At 57.4% G+C, this 17447-nt stretch carries 19 protein-coding genes; 7 read left to right on the top strand and 12 right to left on the bottom strand.

The window, feature by feature from the left end:
• Window positions 1–5: 5 nt before the first annotated feature.
• Window positions 6–245: a CDGSH iron-sulfur domain-containing protein gene (locus AC0J4F_RS22620; protein ID WP_008191849.1), complete on the bottom strand. Its 240-nt coding sequence runs from the start codon at window positions 243–245 to the stop codon at window positions 6–8.
• Window positions 246–472: 227 nt separating this feature from the next.
• On the opposite strand from AC0J4F_RS22620, the gene AC0J4F_RS22615 reads away from it, so the two are divergent.
• Together AC0J4F_RS22615 and AC0J4F_RS22610 are read left to right on the top strand one after the other, a co-directional pair.
• Complete coding sequence (locus AC0J4F_RS22615) at window positions 473–1234, top strand: methyltransferase family protein (RefSeq protein ID WP_473024824.1); 762 nt, start codon at window positions 473–475, stop codon at window positions 1232–1234.
• A complete protein-coding gene (locus tag AC0J4F_RS22610) occupies window positions 1231–1632 on the top strand; it encodes a DUF4149 domain-containing protein (protein WP_208326800.1) in 402 nt (133 codons plus the stop codon). Before AC0J4F_RS22615 ends, AC0J4F_RS22610 begins: the two co-directional genes overlap by 4 nt.
• A gap of 8 nt (window positions 1633–1640) precedes the next feature.
• Here the strand turns inward: AC0J4F_RS22610 and AC0J4F_RS22605 are convergent, their stop codons facing one another.
• Complete coding sequence (locus AC0J4F_RS22605) at window positions 1641–1997, bottom strand: winged helix-turn-helix transcriptional regulator (protein WP_473024822.1); 357 nt, start codon at window positions 1995–1997, stop codon at window positions 1641–1643.
• Between the two features lie 66 nt (window positions 1998–2063).
• Here AC0J4F_RS22605 and AC0J4F_RS22600 point away from each other — a divergent pair, with 66 nt between their 5' ends.
• The gene (locus AC0J4F_RS22600) at window positions 2064–2978 is read left to right on the top strand and encodes a DMT family transporter (protein WP_473024821.1); all 915 of its coding nucleotides are present in this window, start codon (window positions 2064–2066) and stop codon (window positions 2976–2978) included.
• Between the two features lie 4 nt (window positions 2979–2982).
• On the opposite strand, the gene AC0J4F_RS22595 is transcribed toward AC0J4F_RS22600, so the two are convergent.
• Entirely contained in the window at window positions 2983–4479 is a 1497-nt protein-coding gene (locus tag AC0J4F_RS22595; RefSeq protein ID WP_473024820.1) for a diguanylate cyclase domain-containing protein, read from the bottom strand.
• Window positions 4480–4818: 339 nt separating this feature from the next.
• Here AC0J4F_RS22595 and AC0J4F_RS22590 point away from each other — a divergent pair, with 339 nt between their 5' ends.
• Complete coding sequence (locus AC0J4F_RS22590) at window positions 4819–5385, top strand: cadmium resistance transporter (protein ID WP_166672870.1); 567 nt, start codon at window positions 4819–4821, stop codon at window positions 5383–5385.
• Window positions 5386–5391: 6 nt separating this feature from the next.
• Here the strand turns inward: AC0J4F_RS22590 and AC0J4F_RS22585 are convergent, their stop codons facing one another.
• The 5 genes from AC0J4F_RS22585 to AC0J4F_RS22565 all read right to left on the bottom strand — a co-directional run bounded on the left by AC0J4F_RS22585 (window position 5392) and on the right by AC0J4F_RS22565 (window position 9990).
• Entirely contained in the window at window positions 5392–5583 is a 192-nt protein-coding gene (locus AC0J4F_RS22585) for a GNAT family N-acetyltransferase (protein WP_473024819.1), read from the bottom strand.
• A complete protein-coding gene (locus AC0J4F_RS22580; protein ID WP_473024818.1) occupies window positions 5577–5855 on the bottom strand; it encodes a hypothetical protein in 279 nt (92 codons plus the stop codon). The genes AC0J4F_RS22585 and AC0J4F_RS22580 overlap by 7 nt, the downstream gene beginning before the upstream one ends.
• 21 nt (window positions 5856–5876) lie before the next feature.
• Window positions 5877–7475: a peptide chain release factor 3 gene (locus AC0J4F_RS22575; RefSeq protein WP_209173110.1), complete on the bottom strand. Its 1599-nt coding sequence runs from the start codon at window positions 7473–7475 to the stop codon at window positions 5877–5879.
• Window positions 7476–7648: 173 nt separating this feature from the next.
• The gene (locus tag AC0J4F_RS22570; protein ID WP_473024817.1) at window positions 7649–8911 is read right to left on the bottom strand and encodes an MFS transporter; all 1263 of its coding nucleotides are present in this window, start codon (window positions 8909–8911) and stop codon (window positions 7649–7651) included.
• Between the two features lie 8 nt (window positions 8912–8919).
• A complete protein-coding gene (locus AC0J4F_RS22565) occupies window positions 8920–9990 on the bottom strand; it encodes an alpha/beta hydrolase (protein ID WP_473024816.1) in 1071 nt (356 codons plus the stop codon).
• 199 nt (window positions 9991–10189) lie between these two features.
• On the opposite strand from AC0J4F_RS22565, the gene AC0J4F_RS22560 reads away from it, so the two are divergent.
• Window positions 10190–10708, top strand: a complete 519-nt coding sequence (locus AC0J4F_RS22560) for a DUF2585 domain-containing protein (protein ID WP_473026459.1) — start codon at window positions 10190–10192, stop codon at window positions 10706–10708.
• 15 nt (window positions 10709–10723) lie between these two features.
• On the opposite strand, the gene AC0J4F_RS22555 is transcribed toward AC0J4F_RS22560, so the two are convergent.
• Entirely contained in the window at window positions 10724–11065 is a 342-nt protein-coding gene (locus AC0J4F_RS22555; RefSeq protein ID WP_473024815.1) for a winged helix-turn-helix transcriptional regulator, read from the bottom strand.
• A 112-nt stretch (window positions 11066–11177) separates the two neighbouring features.
• On the opposite strand from AC0J4F_RS22555, the gene AC0J4F_RS22550 reads away from it, so the two are divergent.
• On the top strand, window positions 11178–12302 hold the full coding sequence (locus AC0J4F_RS22550; RefSeq protein WP_473024814.1) for an oxidoreductase: 1125 nt from the start codon (window positions 11178–11180) through the stop codon (window positions 12300–12302).
• 147 nt (window positions 12303–12449) lie between these two features.
• Here AC0J4F_RS22550 and AC0J4F_RS22545 read toward each other — a convergent pair whose 3' ends face one another.
• Window positions 12450–14078, bottom strand: a complete 1629-nt coding sequence (locus tag AC0J4F_RS22545) for a di-heme oxidoredictase family protein (RefSeq protein WP_473024813.1) — start codon at window positions 14076–14078, stop codon at window positions 12450–12452.
• A 424-nt stretch (window positions 14079–14502) separates the two neighbouring features.
• Between AC0J4F_RS22545 and AC0J4F_RS22540 the strand changes: the two genes are divergently transcribed.
• Window positions 14503–15366: a c-type cytochrome gene (locus AC0J4F_RS22540; RefSeq protein WP_473024812.1), complete on the top strand. Its 864-nt coding sequence runs from the start codon at window positions 14503–14505 to the stop codon at window positions 15364–15366.
• Between the two features lie 8 nt (window positions 15367–15374).
• On the opposite strand, the gene AC0J4F_RS22535 is transcribed toward AC0J4F_RS22540, so the two are convergent.
• Window positions 15375–16520, bottom strand: coding sequence for an ABC transporter permease (locus AC0J4F_RS22535; protein ID WP_473024811.1), 1146 nt, complete (start codon window positions 16518–16520; stop codon window positions 15375–15377).
• Complete coding sequence (locus AC0J4F_RS22530; protein WP_133952932.1) at window positions 16517–17443, bottom strand: ABC transporter ATP-binding protein; 927 nt, start codon at window positions 17441–17443, stop codon at window positions 16517–16519. Before AC0J4F_RS22530 ends, AC0J4F_RS22535 begins: the two co-directional genes overlap by 4 nt.
• Between the last annotated feature and the right edge of the window lie 4 nt (window positions 17444–17447).

The raw sequence follows: 17447 nt of genomic DNA, 5'->3' as shown, positions 1-17447 counted from the left end.
CGTGTTTACAGCTTGCTGTGCGTCCCATCGCAAAGCGGGGATTTGCTGCTTGCCTTGCAGCCGCAGAAGAACGCTTTGCCGTCCTTTTCGGCCGTATATTTGACCGGCGCGAAGTCCGTACCCTTGTGGCTACCATCGCAAAACGGCTGGTTCGCGCTCTTGCCGCACGCACACCAAAAGTAGTTTTTGCCTGCTTCAACTTCGACCGCATAAGGCGCTTTTTGCGCAACAACTGGTTCAGACATTCAGTTCTCCCTCAACTCTCAACCGTGTAACTAGGAAGATGACCGGGGACGCCAAGGTTTCCGGCGGTTTTCGGCCTACCCTGGTCTAATTTTTTGGGGATCTCCCAGACCTCTGCGACAAACCGTCAAGTGCCACTGGCAGTTGAGGTGTTTGGCGCTAAGTTCTGTCAGCGATGATGCTGGTTGACCTGAAACCTTTACAGAGGCTGCTCCGCCTGGTGGCGGGGATGTTGTCCGTCCCGCCCGGGCGCGCCCGGATTGCGCTTGCCTATATTTACGGCCTTGCCTGCCACACCCTCTTTGCGGCCGCAGTCCTTGCGATGATCGCTGCGATGTTCTTCGGGATGAGCCGCAGTTTTGGTGCTGTACCGGATCCATGGCGCTATCTCGCCAATGCGTTCCTTTTGCTCCAGTTCCCACTGACCCACTCCGTGCTTCTGTCGGCGCGCGGGCGGAAGTGGCTATCGGCGCTCGCCCCGTCCGGACACGGCAAGACTCTGGCGACCACGACCTATGCCATCATCGCCTCCGTCCAGCTGCTTTTGCTGTTCGCATTCTGGACACCGAGTGGTGCGATCTGGTGGCAAGCGGAGGGAGCGGTTTTTTGGCTTTTGTGCGGGCTTTACACGCTCTCATGGCTGTTGTTGATCAAGGCGAGTTATGACGCAGGTGCTGAGGTGCAATCAGGCGCGCTCGGCTGGATGTCGCTGGCGCAGAACATTCGCCCGATTTTCCCGGACATGCCGGAGACAGGGCTCTTCAAGATCATCCGCCAGCCAATCTATGTGTCCTTTGCCCTGACAACGTGGACGGTGCCGGTCTGGACGCCTGACCAGCTCGCTGTTGCGAGTTTTCTGACAGCCTACTGCCTGCTCGCACCGATGCTGAAGGAACGGCGTTTCGCCTCTCAGTTCGGGGAGCGTTTCCGGCAGTACCAGGCAACCGTTCCCTATATTTTACCCAGTGTCACACGGAGACCTAAGAAATGATCGTCACCTCAGCGACCCTTCTTGTGACCGCGCTGTTGTTCGGTGGCATGACGCTCTATTCCTTTGGCTTCGCGGCCTTCGTCTTCACCGCGCTGCCGGCGGAAACGGCAGGACCCCTTATCCGGAAAGCCTTCCCGCACTTCTATCTGTTTGTGATCGCGACATCCTTGGCCGCGGCGCTTGGGACCGGATTTCTGGATGTGGTCTCTTGCGTGGTGATGGTCCTGATTGCAGCATCCGCGATCTTTGCAAGACAGGAACTGATGCCGATGATCAACGCGGCGACCGATGCGGGCGAAACAAAGCGTTTCAAGGTTCTGCATGGCGCGTCCGTCGTCATAACGCTTGCGCATATCATTGCCAGCGCTGCCGTCTTGATCCGTCTTGCCGTTGCCTGAGTAGCTAACTACTCAGACGCGCCGGTGCCGCTCTGCTCGATGCGCGCGGCCCAGACCTTCGACACTTTAGAAAGTGGCAGGAGCGCTTCGTAGACCTCCTGCCCGAGCGGTGACACGCAATACCCGCCATCCCCTTGTGTGACGAACCCTGCGGCCCGCAGTTCTTTCAGTCGGGCATTCAAAACAGCCGGAGAAATGCTCTCGCAAGCCTCCTGTAATGCGCGGAAGGTGCAAGGGCCCTGTTCGCTCAAGGTCCAGACCACACCCATTGCCCAGCGGCGTCCCAGTAAATCGAACAGGGCCATGATCGGCGCGCCGCTGCGCGATCCGCGGACGGCCTTTCCGGGAATGGGAATGTCGGTCATACGTCCTCCATTGCTATTAAAATAATAGCGTGCTATTTCTTTCATAGCAGTTTAGAGGATAGGCCCATGCAGGCAAGAGACTTTCTATTGTGGTCGGTGCTCGCCGCGCTTTGGGGCAGTTCGTTCCTGGCGATTGGTGTCGCCGTCAAAGACATTGACCCGGCCACGTTGGTCTTTGCGCGGATGGCAATTGCAGCGCCAGTTCTGGGCTGTGTGCTGCTGCTGAGGGGAGGCGGGTTTGACCTCGGGGTTCGCGGCTGGATCATTGCGGCCATTGTCGGCGTCAGCGGCAATGTCTTGCCGTTTCTTCTGATCAGTTACGCAGAGCAGGAGGTCAACACCGGGCTTGCCGCACTGATCATGGGCATTGCCCCGATCATCACTCTGGTTGCCGCGCCTCTGGTCCATTTTGAGGAAAGCCTCACCAGACTTAAGATATTCGGTGCGCTGGCCGGTTTTGCCGGGGTCGCCGTGTTGGCAGCGCCGGACTTAAGTGCGGGCCGGATTGGCGATCTTCTTCCCGAGCTTTGCCTGGTTGCGGCAGCCTGTTGTTATGCCTTCACGGCGCTTTTCTCGCGGAGATTTGCCTTTCCTGATCCCTTGCAAATGGCTGCAGCCTCGGTCTTCGTCGGGCTGCTGGCGCTCGGGGGATACATGGCTTTGTTCGCTCCAGACCTTGGTCTGCCCGCTGCGCCGGTTCCAGCGCAGGCCGCGGTCCTCTATTTGGGGCTGGGACCGACAGCGCTGGCGGCTTTGATTTATTTTTACTTGATCCCGCGCATCGGGGCCGCCCGGCTGCAGCAAGTGAACTATGCGGTGCCTGTGATCGGCACCTTGCTGGGGATCGCTGTGCTTGGTGAACAACCGGGCTGGACCGCCTGGCCGGCTCTTGGCCTCATTGTTTTCGGTGTTTATCTGGTGACACGGCCGGACAAGACTGAACCGGCGCCAGCGCGCCAAATCGCGGAGCCTGCTGAATAGACGGCTATAGTGTTTCGGTCGCAGGTAACCGTTGAGCTGATGTGTCGGTGGAATCCGGGATATAGACCGTGACCTGGCCGCGCCCCTTTTTCTTGGAAGCGTAAAGGGCCGTATCCGCCCGCCGCAGCAAATTGACCGGTTCGGTCGAATAGGCAATGCCGGCGCTTGCCCCGAAATGGCAGGAATGGCCGTTGAGGGTAACCCGTTGGGACAGGATCGCAATCGCTTCTTTTGCGACTGCCAGAACACGCTCACGGTCCGTCAAGCCGAAGACGATCACAAACTCATCCCCACCAAGCCGGAAAACCTTGTCCTGCGGGTAGGTGAGCGAGCTCAAGGTCTCGCCGACATATTTGAGAACTTCATCGCCGGTTTCGTGTCCCAAGGTGTCATTGATCGTCTTGAACCGGTCGAGGTCGAAGCAGACAAGAGCGAATTCCTTGGTGCCGTCGGCCTTTGCGGAGAGTGTGTCGAGGGCTTGCTCAAAGCTCCAGCGGTTGCCGAGGTTTGTGAGAGCATCCGTGTTCGCCTGATGCGCAAGCAGCTCTTTGGCCCGCTCGGTTCGTTTCTTGGCAGCGTCCAGAGCGCTGACCATATGCGTTGCCTGCTTGAGAAATGCTCGGGCCGCGATCATCATGCCTGCATAGACGATGATCAGGCCGAGCGCCAAGGGGGGCAGCAGCCGCTGGCCTGGAAGAACCGGGTTCCAAACGAAGTTGGCAAGCCTTGTGCCGTCTTCGGTTCGGATCGGCCAATGAGCCTGAAAATATGAGGGGTCTTCTGTCGTAATCTGGAGACCCGGCAGCTGGAATTTCTCGCCAAGATCCGCAAGCGCCTCGTCATCCAGCGGGCGCACGAACATCATAATATGATCTGTGCTGGTGATCTTGTCGGTGTCGTAGGTCGTCATCCGGATTGCCGAGGCAAGATACAAATCGGATGCCGAGCCAAGAAAGGCAGTCGCGGGAATTGGCGCTTCATTTTCCTCGGTTCTGCGTGCCCGGTTGATCAATCTGCCGGCATCCGGCCCGTAGCGCTCCATGGAACTCCTGTCGGCGCGGTAGTCTTCGAAGATGTGCAAGCGGTCCGCATTCTCACCATCCAGAACGTGAACACCGATAATCCCGAGGTCGGAGTAGATGTACTCAATAAACGTTGTATCGATCCAATCTTCGTCGAATTCGTTGACGAGGCGGTCCACGGACTCGTCCCAATAGGCGTATTCCAAAGTGAGCTCAGAGAGCCGGTCTGTCCGCTCCCCTAGAAGAGATCCCATGACCCGTTCACTGGACGTGATGGCTTGCCGGTCAAGTGCGTTGACCAGGAAGGCTGCAAATACAAGCAGGCTCACGGCACCAATGATGAAAGACGCCCAGAACGGGCGGGACAGCTTGTGGATTCGCTTCAGGCGCGCTTTTCCTGCCGGTGCATCAGCTTGCTGATGCCCGGTTGGCGCTCTGGAAGTTTCTTTTTGACTGGCCCCAATCTCCGTGGACAACACGATCCCAAATTCTCGCAAGCCGTTTTTTCGTTGTCGCGCAAGTATAAGTGCAGTTCATCGAAAAACGAGCTCGTATTTTAGTAAAACTTGGGATTTTGGAGTTTCTGGAAAATAAAAAGGAAATATGCCAAAACACTCCTTGTGAAAAATTCGGAGAAAGGCAGATTTCGACTTCCTTAATTTTGACGAGGGGGTGCGCCTTTTAGGTGTGAAATTTTGAAGTTCACCTCTTCACCAGGCCTCCGCATCCATCTTATGACGGTTTTTCCGGGACAGTATGCCTCGGTGTGTTTAAGACAGACAACCGTACCTGCAACGTTATGGCTCTGGATTTTCTGGATGATTTTTGCGCTCTCGGTCGCAACCACATACGTACTCACCAACATCGACGGGCTGTTTGCTTTTCTCGCATTGGCAGCCACAGGACGCAAACCTGCGGCAATCATCGGCTTTTTACTGGCGCAGGTCGTGGTGATCGGCGGCGCTGCTCTGGTCGGTAGTGGCGCTGCTGTCCTTGCGCCAGCTGATCTCGGGCTACTCGGCCTCGTGCCGGTCGCTCTCGGCTTTCGCGAAGTCCTGAAAAACCGGCGTAAATCCAAACAAGTGGAAGACAGGAAACCTGCGCCCGGGTCGATTATTGGCGTGGTCGCGCTTTTCCTGGCGCTCAGCACCGACACCTTCGTTTTGATGGCAACGTTTTTTGCCGACACGCGCGCCGAGCTCGATCATTTCGTGCTCTCCGGAGCGCTGATTGCAGTCGCAGCGCTTCTGGCGCTTGGGACGTTCTTGAGCCGTCTCATAAAGCCGACACCGGCGACAGAGAAATTTTTCGAACGCCTTGCCCCGCTCGTCATGATCGTCGCAGGCCTTTACATCCTCATGGACACGCAAACGGATGTTTTCTGAGCAGTTTCAACGAAGTTCCTTGGCCATCTGGGCCGTTTGCTGCCACCCGTCGCGTTCGTAGAGCGGTCGCGCCTGATCGGTCGCGGTCAGAACGGCATGGGTGATCCCGCGCGCCCTGAAGGCGTCATCGGATGCGGCCATCAGGCGATTGGCGATGCCCTTTCTCCGGTGGTCCGGTTCGACAAAAACGTTCAGCACATAGCCGCGTTGCAAGACGTCCGGGTGGAATTGTGGTGGGGAGGCCAGTCGATGACCATCAGCCCAACACCGCCGACAGCAACCCCGCCCACTTCTGCAATGAAGCCAAAATAGCTCTCGGACTGGAGCGTGTTTTGTTGCCACTCTCGATAGGCCGGGCTCAAGGCGGCTTTTGCTGCCTCTTGATCGCCTGCCGCAAGAAACATGTCATGCCGGTGCCGACAGATCAGATCGCAATCAGAGGGCGCGACAGGGCGAAGAGTGACGGTCATGTCAGACAAGGCGCTTGTTTCTCAGCCCTCGTAGACGATCTCGCGGGTTTCGCGGAAGGTGACATCGGAGAATTTTTCGGTGATGTGGCCGACTTCCCAGGCGTTCTTGAACAGGAAAACGGGCTTGTCGTCGCGGTCGTTGGCGATCGACATGCGGTGGCCTTCGATCATCTTCTGCAGGGTCTGGCTGTCGGTCTCGATCCAACGGGCGGTCGTGTAAGGAACGGCCTCAAAGCCGATTTCCGTACCGTACTCCGCGCGCAGGCGATCGACTACCACGTCGAGCTGCAGCGCGCCGACAACGCCCACGATCCAGTTGGAGCCAAGGTCTGGCTTGAAGATCTGAACAAGGCCTTCTTCAGCGAGGTCCTGCAGGCCCTGGCGCATCTGCTTGACGCGCATGGTGTCGGACAGGCGCACGCGGCGCAGGATTTCCGGCGCAAACGCAGGCAGGCCGGTCACGTGGATGTTCTCGCCTTCGGTCAAGGTGTCACCAACGCGCAGCTGGCCGTGGTTCGGAACGCCGATCACGTCGCCCGGATAGGCAAGATCGGCGATTTCGCGTTCCTCTGCAAAGAAGAAGATCGGGGCGGAGACGGCGATCTGCTTGCCCGCGCGCACGTGCTTCAGCTTCATGCCGCGCTTGAAGGTGCCTGAACACAGCCGCACGAACGCGATCCGGTCGCGGTGCTTCGGATCCATGTTCGCCTGAACCTTGAAGACAAAGCCGGTGACTTTGTCCTCGTTCGGCATGATGGTCCGCCCGCCGGTCGCCGGCTGGGAGTGCGGCGGCGGGGCAAAGTCGGCGATGAAATCAAGGATTTCCTCGATGCCATAGTCGCGCAGGGCCGAGCCGAAGAACACCGGGGTCAAATGGCCTTCCAGGAAGCTTTCCTTGTCGAACTCCGCATAGCCTTCCGCGCCGAGTTCCACGTTTTCAGTGAGCTCATCCATGATCCGGTCGAAGACAGTGCCGGTGAGTGCTTCGTCGTCCAGACCGGACACGGTCTTGGTTTCCGTGTAAGGCCCGCCGCGATCACCGCCGGATGTGTGGAACTGCTTCTTCTGCCAGTCGTAAACGCCGAAAAAGTCGGAGCCCATGCCGACCGGCCAGGTCTGCGGAGACACATCAAGGGCGAGGGCTTCTTGCACTTCGTCGAGAATTTCCAGCGCATGCCGGCCTTCACGGTCGATCTTGTTGACGAAGGTGATGATCGGGATGTCGCGCAGCCGGCAAACCTCGAAGAGCTTGCGGGTTTGGGTTTCGATACCCTTGGCCGCATCGATGACCATGACCGCAGCATCCACAGCGGTCAACGTACGGTAGGTGTCTTCGGAAAAGTCTTCGTGGCCCGGCGTGTCGAGCAGGTTGTAGATGATGCCCTTTCGCTCGAACGTCATGACGGATGACGATACGGAGATGCCGCGTTCCTGTTCGATCTTCATCCAGTCGGAGCGGGCCCGGCGCCGTTCGCCGCGTGCGCGCACCTGACCGGCCGCCCGGATGGCACCGCCCGACAAGAGCAGCTTTTCTGTCAGCGTCGTCTTACCGGCATCCGGGTGGGAAATAATCGCAAAAGTGCGCCGGGTCTGGTGCGGCGCCGCGCCGTTGGTGGCCATCTAGGTGTCTCCTGAGCAAACCGCCGGGCAAAACCATCGTCTGGGCCGCGCATCACACCGGAGATCCGGGAGCGCAAGCCTTCACAAGAGGCCGGACGGATTGATGTTTCGTTGGCGCAAGGTTCTAGTGTGGTTTGGGGCAAAAGGCTAGGGCGGATTATCCGGGTAGTGGACTAGACGTCCAAAGGTTCCTCTTCTGAGATCTTACCCGCTTCCTGAACCATTTTCAGGCTGTTCTCCGGAACAGGAACAGAGGGGCTTGGTTCTTCTGGCGCCTCGACCCGCGACAACCTCAAGAAGGCAACGGCGATCAGCACCAGGTTCACGGCGACGACACACCCCTGTAGGGCGTTATCGCCGATCACAGAGCTGGTGGCCAAAACTGTGGTTGGCCCCACAACCGATCCGATTGAATAAAGCAGCAGCAAAGTTGAGGAGACTTCTGTTGTCGTACCGTCTTCAGCCCGATCAAACGCGAGGGCCGAGGAAACGGAATAAAGCGGGAAAATTGCCGCGCCCAACAAGACCGGCGCCAGAAATGCAAAAATCTGGACAGCCGAGCCCTGGGCTCCTGATAGGGCCCGCCCTTCACCGTCTCCAACAATGGCCGAGAAAATCAAGACAAGGACGGTTGGCACGGCGAGGCCGATGATCACCAGGCGGCGGTCCATTCTGTCAGATAGGATGCCGACCGGCCACTGCGCAAATAGGCGCCCGCCGTAAAGCAGCATGATCACAATCGCCACAAGTGAGACGGATAATCCATGGCTGGTCAGATAAAACGGCAGCACAGAGATGGTGGAGGTGACCGAGAAACCGGAGACAAATGCACCGACACCAGCGGTCGGGGAGGGGATGTTCAGAGCCGCCTTGGTTCCGGTTGAGGGCGGCAGGACCGGTTGTTCCGATTTGGTGACGGCTATCACGGCGACCGAGATGTTCATGAGAGCCGCGAAATAGAGGATCAGGCTTTCCGCATCAGAGCCCATCCATAAAAAGACCACTTGGCTGCCGATGGATGCCAGACCCAGAATAATGGAATAAAGCGCGATCACCTGACCGCGCCGGTCTTTCGGGGCTTCATGGTTGATCCAAGTGTCGGAGACGGCCAAAACGGTTGCGATCGAAGCGCCCATGACAAAGCGTAGGGCTGCCCAGGAAAGGGTGTTGTCCAAGGCCTCCAGACCAATAATCGTGATGGTCGCGATTGCGGCGGCAGCGGCATAGGTTCGGATCACCCCGCTGCGGCGGGCAAGGTTGGGAGCAGCAAAACAGCCGACCCCAAATCCAATCGAATAGGCCGCGGCGATGAAGGACACATCGCCTTGCGACCCGCCCTCATTCGCGATCAAGATACCGAGCATGGTGGAGATCGCTGCATTCGCCAGATTGACCAGAAATGATGCGAAGAAAAGCGCGGAGAGTTGTTTCGGCATACTTATTTTTATTTCAGGTGGCGGTCGAAGAATTCGAACAATTCGCGAAGCGCATCTTCCGATTCGGGCATTTCCCGAAAAAGCCCTTGAATATAATCGCCATGCGCCTGGCCATCATACACATGAAGATCGGCGACAATACCATTGGAACGCAGCGCACGATGCATTCGAACGGTGTCGCTGAGCAAAAGGTCACGGGTGCCGGAAATCAGGATCGTCGGCGGAAAATCATGGAGATTTCCGTTGACAGGCGACAGCAGTGGGTTTGAGAGATCCTGTCCTGCAGCATATAACTCAAACGTTCCGGTGATAAGGCCGTCACGACGGCCCAGCGGGTCAAGCCCCTGCAGCGTAAGCCAAGTATCAGATGTGTTTTCCAGGTCTGTGGCAGGGGTCCCGGCAAACAACGCACCCGGCAAAGGCAGGTCGAGCTCCTTCAAACGAAGCGTTGTTGCGAGCGTCAGATTTCCGCCAGCGGATGTGCCGAACAGAGCCGTCTTGTTTGCAGGCTGTTGTGCGGTGACTTTCCGCCACACGGCGACAGAATCGTCAAGAGCAGCCGGGAATGGATCCAGAGGGGGACGTCGGTAATCAACCGACACGACTTTTACCCCTAGCCCGTCCGCCAGCCAGACAGCTTCGCGCAACACTGAATCTCCGCCGCCAAAGACGAAGGCTCCTCCGTGAAGATGTACAAAGACACGGTCCGCGAACCGATCCGATAGCTTCTTGGGTGTCACGGTGTAAGTGCGAACTCCTGCAGTCTCGCCAATTTCATAGGACGCTCCCAACGATTTTGCGGCCTGCCGGCCGGCTTCTTCTCCTGGCGCATCGAATAGGGTTTGATACTCAAGCCATGCTTCAGGTGTATTTGGGACCGGGATATGCGGCGGGATTTTTCGCTCCTCCACAATTTCCTTCATTGCCGGAGAGATGCCGTGCGGTGTAGGCACCGTGCGTTCTCCGAGTGTTGTTACGCTCGGAAAAGTCGACGGAACTTCGAAGGAGAAAGCTGCGCTGGAGGCAAGGATTGGAAGTGCGATTGTAAGACAGAGTTTGCTAAGGCTGTAGCGCGGCATATTCGACTTGCTCCTCCTGATCTGACATGCAGGGTAAGAGCCAGACCTCTGTTCTACAAGACATTGTGAGATTGCTCTCAGGTCGTTGCCAGAAGGCAGCTGGTTGGCCTCGATTTCAAATGTCGGCGCTTTTGAAGAATCTGCTGCCAAGGAGAAAAAGCCTTTGACTAACCGCGCTTGCCTGATCACCGGCCTCCTCATGATCGCTGCGACCGCTGTGATCTTGCTCTTCATGGGCCGGATCCCGATCTGTGAGTGCGGTTATGTGCTGTTTTGGACTCCGGCGAGCGATGTAGCGGGGTCGTCGCAGCATATTGCTGACTGGTACACCTTCAGCCATATCATTCACGGCTTCTTGTTTTATTGGCTGCTGTGGGCGCTGTTCAAGCAAAGATCCGTTGGAGAGCGGGCGCTCGGCGCGATCTTCATCGAGGCGGCCTGGGAAGTGGCGGAAAACAGCCCCTGGATCATTGACCGATACCGGGAAGCGACGATCGCCGTCGGGTATACCGGCGACAGCGTCCTGAACTCCGTTTTCGATATTCTCTGGATGCTCGCCGGTTTCTTTTTCGCCTGGCGGATGCCGGTCTGGGTCACGGTCGTGGTCGGCATCGTTTTTGAGTTTCTGGCGCTCTGGGTGATCCGCGACAATCTCACCTTGAACGTTCTGATGCTCGTTTATCCGGTGGATGCCATCAAGGTTTGGCAAGCGGGTTGATTTTGCGTTGGTGCGTCAGCTCTCAGCCTGACGCTTTTCCAGATAGGAGCGGGACCAGTCTTCGAGTTGATCGAGAATTGGTTTCAAGGCTTCTCCGTGAGCACTAAGACTGTACTCCACCTTTGGCGGGATTTGTGGATACACCTTCCGCACAATGATTTTGTGATCTTCCAGTTCTCTCAATTGCTTGGTCAACATGCGCTGAGAAATGTCCGGGATTATGCGGTGCAGCTCGTTGAACCGCATGGTCTTGCGGCAAATACACCACAAGATCATCCCTTTCCATTTTCCGCCAATCAAACCAAGGGCGGTTTCAGTCGGGCAAAACAGCGGATCAATTTGTTGATTCTGAGCCATCGGAGAGCCTATTAGTTACTTTTTTGTATGTATAAGCAAAAATTGTGCGTACTTGTCAAAAGGTAATGTGAAATTTAACTCTCGTGCACTTCCTCAACAAAGGGCACTTCAGATGACACATACCTTTCCAGTTCTTCAAGAAAAGGCAATTAAAACAAGCACTTTTTCCAATCGTTACGTTCTGGCGCCAATGTCACGTGCCAGCGCCGGCGCAGACAGTGTGCCAACGGAGAACATGGCGGAATATTATGCCGGTTTTGCCCGGGGTGGTTACGGCCTCATCATTACGGAAGGGGCCTTTACCGATGAAAAATGGGCGCAGTGTTATTCCGGTCAGCCGGGGCTTGTGAACGATGTCCAGGAGATGGGGTGGCAACGGGTCGTCCAGGCAATCAAGGCTGAGGGCGGGAAGGTCATCCTGCAGCTCATTCATGCTGGCGCCGTCTCTCAACATATCATGGAGCCAGTTGCACCGTCTCCGGTCCGGCCAGCCGGGTCCATGCTGCAGGGCTATGGTCACCGTCAGGGGGGCTACGACGTGCCAGACGAACTGAGGCTCGCCCAGATCGAGATCATCAAGCGCGGATTTTGCCAGGCCGCCCTGCGGGCAGAGGCTGCAGGCTTCGATGGCGTCGAGATCCACTGTGCAAACGGGTATCTGCTCGATCAATTCCTGACAGCAGAAACGAACCTTCGTCAGGATCAATATGGCGGCACGTTGGAGAACAGGATCCGGCTGACACAGGAGATCATCCGGGAGGCACAGGGCGCCACAAAATCAGACTTCATTGTCGGGGTTCGGTTATCCCAGGCCAAGGCAAACATCCAAGACTACTTCTGGCCAAACGGATTGGCAGACGCGAAGGTCATATTTCAGGCGGTTGCGGACGCGGGCGCCGATTTCATTCACCTTGCGAGCGAAAAAGAAGGCTATGCCGTGCACAGCTACACAGAAGCCGGGGAAAACCTGACAGCCTACGCTCGGGATCTGACTGGTCTACCCGTGATCGCCAATGGTGGACTTCATGTCATTGCGGATGCCAATGAGCTTATTGCTTCCGGCAAAGCTGATTTCGTCTCTATCGGCAAAACGGCGATGCTCAACCCCGACTTACCCAAGCGGGTCGCGGAAGGCCGAGAATTACAAGAGTTTACATTCGATATGTTCAAGTACGGTGTGACGATCGAGGCGCAGCAGCAATGGGAAGAAGAGCAGGCGGCCTTCGGACCCACGTGATCGATTTCAATCTCGAAAACTCAACCAATTTGTTGAAAATGCGTAGGAATTAATTTGCCGCGGTGGTCCAGGTGCGGGTGGATGCTGGACCACCGCGGCAGTTTCACGCTGCCATCAAGAAGTGGCAAACCCTTCTGTTTCGGGGCATCAGGGTTTTACGGGCGGAAGGACGGTGACCAGGCGGGCAGTCCTGGTGCTGGTGTCCTCAGATGCCGCTCCTAGTGAGGCCGCAGCGTGATTTTCTTCGTCCTCTTCCTCCGGGTCGAGGTCGATGATGATCAGGTTTTCCAAAAAGGCGATGATGGCTGCGCGATCCTTGTCGCCAAGCGCTTCATAGGCAAGACGGCTGGCTTCGGCTTCACCGCCATGGGCCCGGATCGCTTCATCCAATGTCGTCGCGTTGCCATCGTGCAGCCAGGGGCCGGTCGAACCGACACCGGCAAGCGAGGCCGTCGGCCAGACGGACGCACCAAATCCGTGGACGTCCACCGGATCGGCGAGGTCTTCGCCCATCTCGTGCCGTTTGAAGTCGGAGTACCAGGAGACAAGCGCCCCGCCGTCGCCTGCCTTCGGAAAGGCACCAAGGTTCAGCGTTTCGCCCTTGGCGGTCACAACATGGTTGTTGGGGCTGTCTTCTGTGAGGTCGAACCAGATTGGTGCGTGACCATCAAGACCGCTGTCGATCGCCTTCTGGCCGGAGGGGAAAATATCTTCCCGGAAACCGGCCTGCAAACTCGGCTCGGAAAAGATCGGTGTCGAGATCTTGAGCGTCGGCACATGACAGGTGGTGCACTGGGCCTCGGTCATCAAACGTTCGCCGCGCTCGATTTCCAGAACCTCGCCGGCTGTCAGCTCCATCAGTCCGTGTTTGGCAAGTTCGAGTTTCGAAGTCGGTCGCTCCAAGGCGGCCATATAGATGGACAAGGCGGTCAGATCGCCGACGGACAACTCTCCGGTCACGCCATCATGGTCGCCGTCATGGTTGCCCACCAGTTCATCTGCCTGCATGCCGAGTTCATTATGGGCGGCGTGGCGGGTGAAAGCTCTCAAGGTGGCGTGCGAGCCCTTCCAGCCGAACATGCGGACCACGAGGTCTTCGTCCACGCCCTCAATCCCGGACCGGTCGTAGTCGGCAATACATATCCCGGTCAGCGGGTCTTTCTCAGGCGTTGCAGAGAGTGTGCCGAAGCTGATGGTCTTTGCTGTCAGATTCACCGAGGCATCTTCGCCCAAGGTGCAGACTTCCTTTTGAAGAAGCTCTTCCTGGGCAAGGAGTTCTGCCGTCATTTCTTCTGCAATCCGCTGCACCGCGCCAAGCGCGAAGAGATGCGGTGTGTTCCGGTGCAGATACTTGGACGGGTCGCCCGTATGCAGCGGATCGACGATCCCGTTCAGCGGGTTTGGACCGGCCCCATTGGCATAAGGCGCTGAATGGCAGGAGATACAGGATTGGGCGACCGGGCCGGCTTCGCGCTCCGGCAGGTGCGTGGTCCACTCGCCGAAAAGTTCCAGATCTGCCCGCGGCATGCGGGTAAACATCTTGCCGTCCTGGCTGACCTTGGCTCCGACCCCGCGTTCGGCCGTGAATGTCGCCTCGGTCAATTCATCACCGGCCTCAAACGCTTCTATGAAAGCGGCCTTCGGGTCTTTGAGGGCAGACGCATTCAAGTCTTCCTGATTGACTTTCGGCGGCTCTTCTGCAGAAGCAGCAGTAATACACAAAAGACCCGCAAGGCCGAGCGGAGCCGCTCGGCGCAAAGACTTGCGCACAGACATTGATCTTCTCCCTCTGGATCACAATGTCTTGAGCTTGGCACAGCTAATTGTGGCGTGTTTGGTAATTTCTGCCACAATTACATTTATTCGAGATTTAGAACATTAAATTTTATTTACGGGAATAAGAAAGTTTTTTGTGTGTTGTATAGAGTTATTTACCGCCCCGTCGGGCGTCGTGTATTCGGCAAATGATGTCGATTTGATTTTTGTCACGCCGACATGCCCGAAGCCGTCCGACACGCAAGAGGGGACTGGTTTGCGGTCAATATGGCGTCCTCGGTCTTTGCGTTTTTGGAAGTATGAACATCACGGCGGCAATGACCTGATCGCCAGGCAGTTACCGCAAATGTCAATCCTGACCATATCCGTCAGCGCGACATGAGAGTAGCATTCCCAAGCGTCACATTGGCTGGGAGGCTTTGGTATGCGCACGACAACAAGCAGACTTCTACGACTTTCAAGCGGTCTCGTAGCCGCAGTTGCCTTTCTCGGTATGGGAACCGCGGGTGCTGAACCCACGCTGGAGCGCGGCCGGTATCTGGTGGAAGGGCCTGCCGGATGCGGCAATTGCCATACACCACAAGGTCCGGATGGGCCGGTGGCGGATATGGGACTGGCCGGCATGATGGTTGAGAAGAACGACATGTTCACTGCCATCGCATCGAATATCACGCCGGGCAGCCGTGTGGTCGATTGGACGGATGAACAGCTGGGCCGCGCTATTCGGGAAGGCATTCGCCCTGATGGCAGCATCATTGGCCCGCCCATGCCATTCGGGCTTTACAAAGGCATATCAGATGATGACCTGATGAGCATGGTGATGTATCTGCGCCAGGTTCCGGCTGTCGATCATGATCCGGGGCAAAGCGTTTACAATATTCCGCTTCCGCCGGCCTATGGACCGCCGGTTATCAGCGTCGCAGAGGTGCCGCATGGTGTTACGCTTGAGTACGGTGCCTATCTCGCCGGTCCAATCGCCCATTGCACCGAATGCCACACAACCTTTGGTCCTAAGGGTCCGATGTTTGACACACATCTTGGCGCAGGTGGATTTGAGTTTCATGGTCCATGGGGTGTTTCTGTTGCACCGAACATCACGCCAACACGGCTGGCGCAATACAGTGACGCCGAGCTTGATGACATGATCCGCAAGGGCGTTCGGCCGGATGGGGCGCGCATGCTGCCGCCGATGCCATACGGGTATCTTGCCAAAATGACTGACGAGGACGCGGCGGCCATCACGCTCTACCTGCGTTCGCTTCCCGCCTTGCCGGATGGCGGACAGTAGTAAGGGTATCAATCCAGACGTTTCTTGAACCGGACGGCAGCGGCGACCATGCCGAGGACAAAGAAACCGCTCATCCAGATGACATCGCGGTGGACATCCATGAGCGTAGCGTCCCGGAGCACGAAGCCCCGGATCATGCGCATGAAATGTGTCGCAGGCAGCGCTTCGGCAATGTACTGCGCCGCAACAGGCATGCCCTCGTAAGGGAACATGAATCCGGACAGAAGGATGGACGGTAGAAGTACGAAGACGGTCATCTGCATGGCTTGAAGCTGGGTCTGGGCGATCGTGGAAAACACCAGGCCGAGCGACAGGCTGGCCCCTATGAACAAAAGCGTCCCGATAAAGAGGTCAATCATGTTGCCATCCAGCGGCACATTGAACAGGACGTGCCCCAGACTGAGAATGATGATCGTTTGCACAAGGCCAATGAAAATGTAGGGAATGATCTTCCCGACCATCAGTTCGATCGGCCGGATCGGCGTGTTGATGAGCATCTCCATGTTGCCGCGTTCCCGCTCGCGCACAATCGCAGCGGAGGTGAACATGATCATCGTCATCGTCAGGATAGTGCCAACCAGGCCCGGCACAATATTGACCGCGGTGCGTTGTTCGGGATTGTAGAAGAGCGTGACTTCAAAGGTCGGCGTCGACCGGTTGGGTGCCTGCCGGTAGATCTCCGAGAGCGGCATGTTCCGAAGGCTCTTGATCGAGCTCGCGATCATCGTATCCGAGCCATCGACAATCCATTGAGCAACCGGGCGGCTGGTTTCCTGATCTGTCGAGGGTGGTGTGCCAAGACCCACAGCTGGAGACCTTGCCAGTCGCTGAGTGAGGTCGTCGGGTAGAATGAAGGCGGCCCGGACGCGGGCGGAGCGGATCGCTTCTTCGGCTTCTTCCGGCGTGGTCAGCCGCTCGGTCACCGTCACGACCCGGGTTGCCTCGACCATTTGAACGAGAATGCGGCTGATGCCGGTCTGACTCTGATCGACCACCGCGATCGGGATGTCGCGGACATTGGTGTTTATGGCGTAACCGAACAGGATCAGCTGAATGAGCGGGATCATGACGACCATTCCAAAGGTCATCCGGTCTCGGCGCAGCTGGGCTAGTTCCTTGGAAAAGACGGCGAGAATGCGCGATATCGATCTCATTGACGCCCCTCTCCGGTTGCTGTGACAAAGACGTCTTCCAGATTGGGCCGGACCTGTTCGACAATTGTTGCGCTTGCCGTTTGCGGGTTGGATTTCATGAAGCCCTCCGGATCGGGGATGGTGTCTTTGACGAGCACCCGCAAGCGCGCCCCAAGCTGCGCAGCTGTCACGATGCCTTCGGTGCCCAGAAGATGCCGCCGGATATCACGCAGGTTCGGCGCTTCGATCTCCACAACATTGGCACCCATGGCGGACATTAGCGCACTGGGCGTGCCGTCCAGCCGTTTTTGACCGGCTTCCATGATCGCAATCTTGTGGCAGCGCTCGGCTTCATCCATGAAATGAGTTGTCACAACAATGGACGTGCCCTCATCGACCAGGTCGAAAAGCTGCTCCCAGAAATGCCGGCGCGACTCGGGGTCCACCGCCGAGGTCGGTTCATCCAGAAACAACAGTTGCGGGCCGTGCAACACGGCCGCCGCCAAGGCAAGGCGCTGACGCTGGCCGCCACTCATCTTGCCCGCGAACCGGTCACTGAGCTGCGTCAGTTCATAGCGGTCCATCACTTCGGCAATGCGTTCCGTGCGCTGGGCCCGGGAGAGGCCGTAAACGGTTCCCATGAAGTTGAGATTTTCCAGTACCGTGAGATCGCCATAAAGCGAAAAGGCCTGGGTCATGTAGCCGATCTTATATTTTAAAGCTTCAGCGTCCTTGGGCACGGACAGCCCCAGAACCTCGACGCTTCCCTCTGTCGGTGTCAGCAGGCCGGTCAGCATGCGGATGGCGGTTGTCTTGCCGCATCCGTTGGGGCCGAGAAACCCGTAGATCATGCCACGCTCAATGGTCAGGTCGAGGCCGTCGACCGCCCGGAAGCCCTTGAAGCTTTTCACCAGCCCTTCGGCTTGGATCACAATGTCGGACATGGGC

The sequence above is a fragment of the Roseibium sp. R5 genome (assembly GCF_055755305.1).
The sequence above is the reverse complement of the archived record's forward strand: the minus strand, read 5'-3'. Positions and strand labels throughout refer to the sequence as shown.

Bases quoted from the DNA above. Each gene is read 5' to 3' on its own strand.
- AC0J4F_RS22620 (WP_008191849.1), bottom strand. From the start codon at position 245: ATGTCTGAACCAGTTGTTGCGCAAAAAGCGCCTTATGCGGTCGAAGTT.
- AC0J4F_RS22615 (WP_473024824.1), top strand. From the start codon at position 473: ATGTTGTCCGTCCCGCCCGGGCGCGCCCGGATTGCGCTTGCCTATATT.
- AC0J4F_RS22610 (WP_208326800.1), top strand. From the start codon at position 1,231: ATGATCGTCACCTCAGCGACCCTTCTTGTGACCGCGCTGTTGTTCGGT.
- AC0J4F_RS22605 (WP_473024822.1), bottom strand. From the start codon at position 1,997: ATGACCGACATTCCCATTCCCGGAAAGGCCGTCCGCGGATCGCGCAGC.
- AC0J4F_RS22600 (WP_473024821.1), top strand. From the start codon at position 2,064: ATGCAGGCAAGAGACTTTCTATTGTGGTCGGTGCTCGCCGCGCTTTGG.
- AC0J4F_RS22590 (WP_166672870.1), top strand. From the start codon at position 4,819: ATGATTTTTGCGCTCTCGGTCGCAACCACATACGTACTCACCAACATC.
- AC0J4F_RS22580 (WP_473024818.1), bottom strand. From the start codon at position 5,855: ATGACCGTCACTCTTCGCCCTGTCGCGCCCTCTGATTGCGATCTGATC.
- AC0J4F_RS22575 (WP_209173110.1), bottom strand. From the start codon at position 7,475: ATGGCCACCAACGGCGCGGCGCCGCACCAGACCCGGCGCACTTTTGCG.
- AC0J4F_RS22570 (WP_473024817.1), bottom strand. From the start codon at position 8,911: ATGCCGAAACAACTCTCCGCGCTTTTCTTCGCATCATTTCTGGTCAAT.
- AC0J4F_RS22565 (WP_473024816.1), bottom strand. From the start codon at position 9,990: ATGCCGCGCTACAGCCTTAGCAAACTCTGTCTTACAATCGCACTTCCA.
- AC0J4F_RS22560 (WP_473026459.1), top strand. From the start codon at position 10,190: ATGATCGCTGCGACCGCTGTGATCTTGCTCTTCATGGGCCGGATCCCG.
- AC0J4F_RS22555 (WP_473024815.1), bottom strand. From the start codon at position 11,065: ATGGCTCAGAATCAACAAATTGATCCGCTGTTTTGCCCGACTGAAACC.
- AC0J4F_RS22550 (WP_473024814.1), top strand. From the start codon at position 11,178: ATGACACATACCTTTCCAGTTCTTCAAGAAAAGGCAATTAAAACAAGC.
- AC0J4F_RS22545 (WP_473024813.1), bottom strand. From the start codon at position 14,078: ATGTCTGTGCGCAAGTCTTTGCGCCGAGCGGCTCCGCTCGGCCTTGCG.
- AC0J4F_RS22540 (WP_473024812.1), top strand. From the start codon at position 14,503: ATGCGCACGACAACAAGCAGACTTCTACGACTTTCAAGCGGTCTCGTA.
- AC0J4F_RS22535 (WP_473024811.1), bottom strand. From the start codon at position 16,520: ATGAGATCGATATCGCGCATTCTCGCCGTCTTTTCCAAGGAACTAGCC.
- AC0J4F_RS22530 (WP_133952932.1), bottom strand. From the start codon at position 17,443: ATGTCCGACATTGTGATCCAAGCCGAAGGGCTGGTGAAAAGCTTCAAG.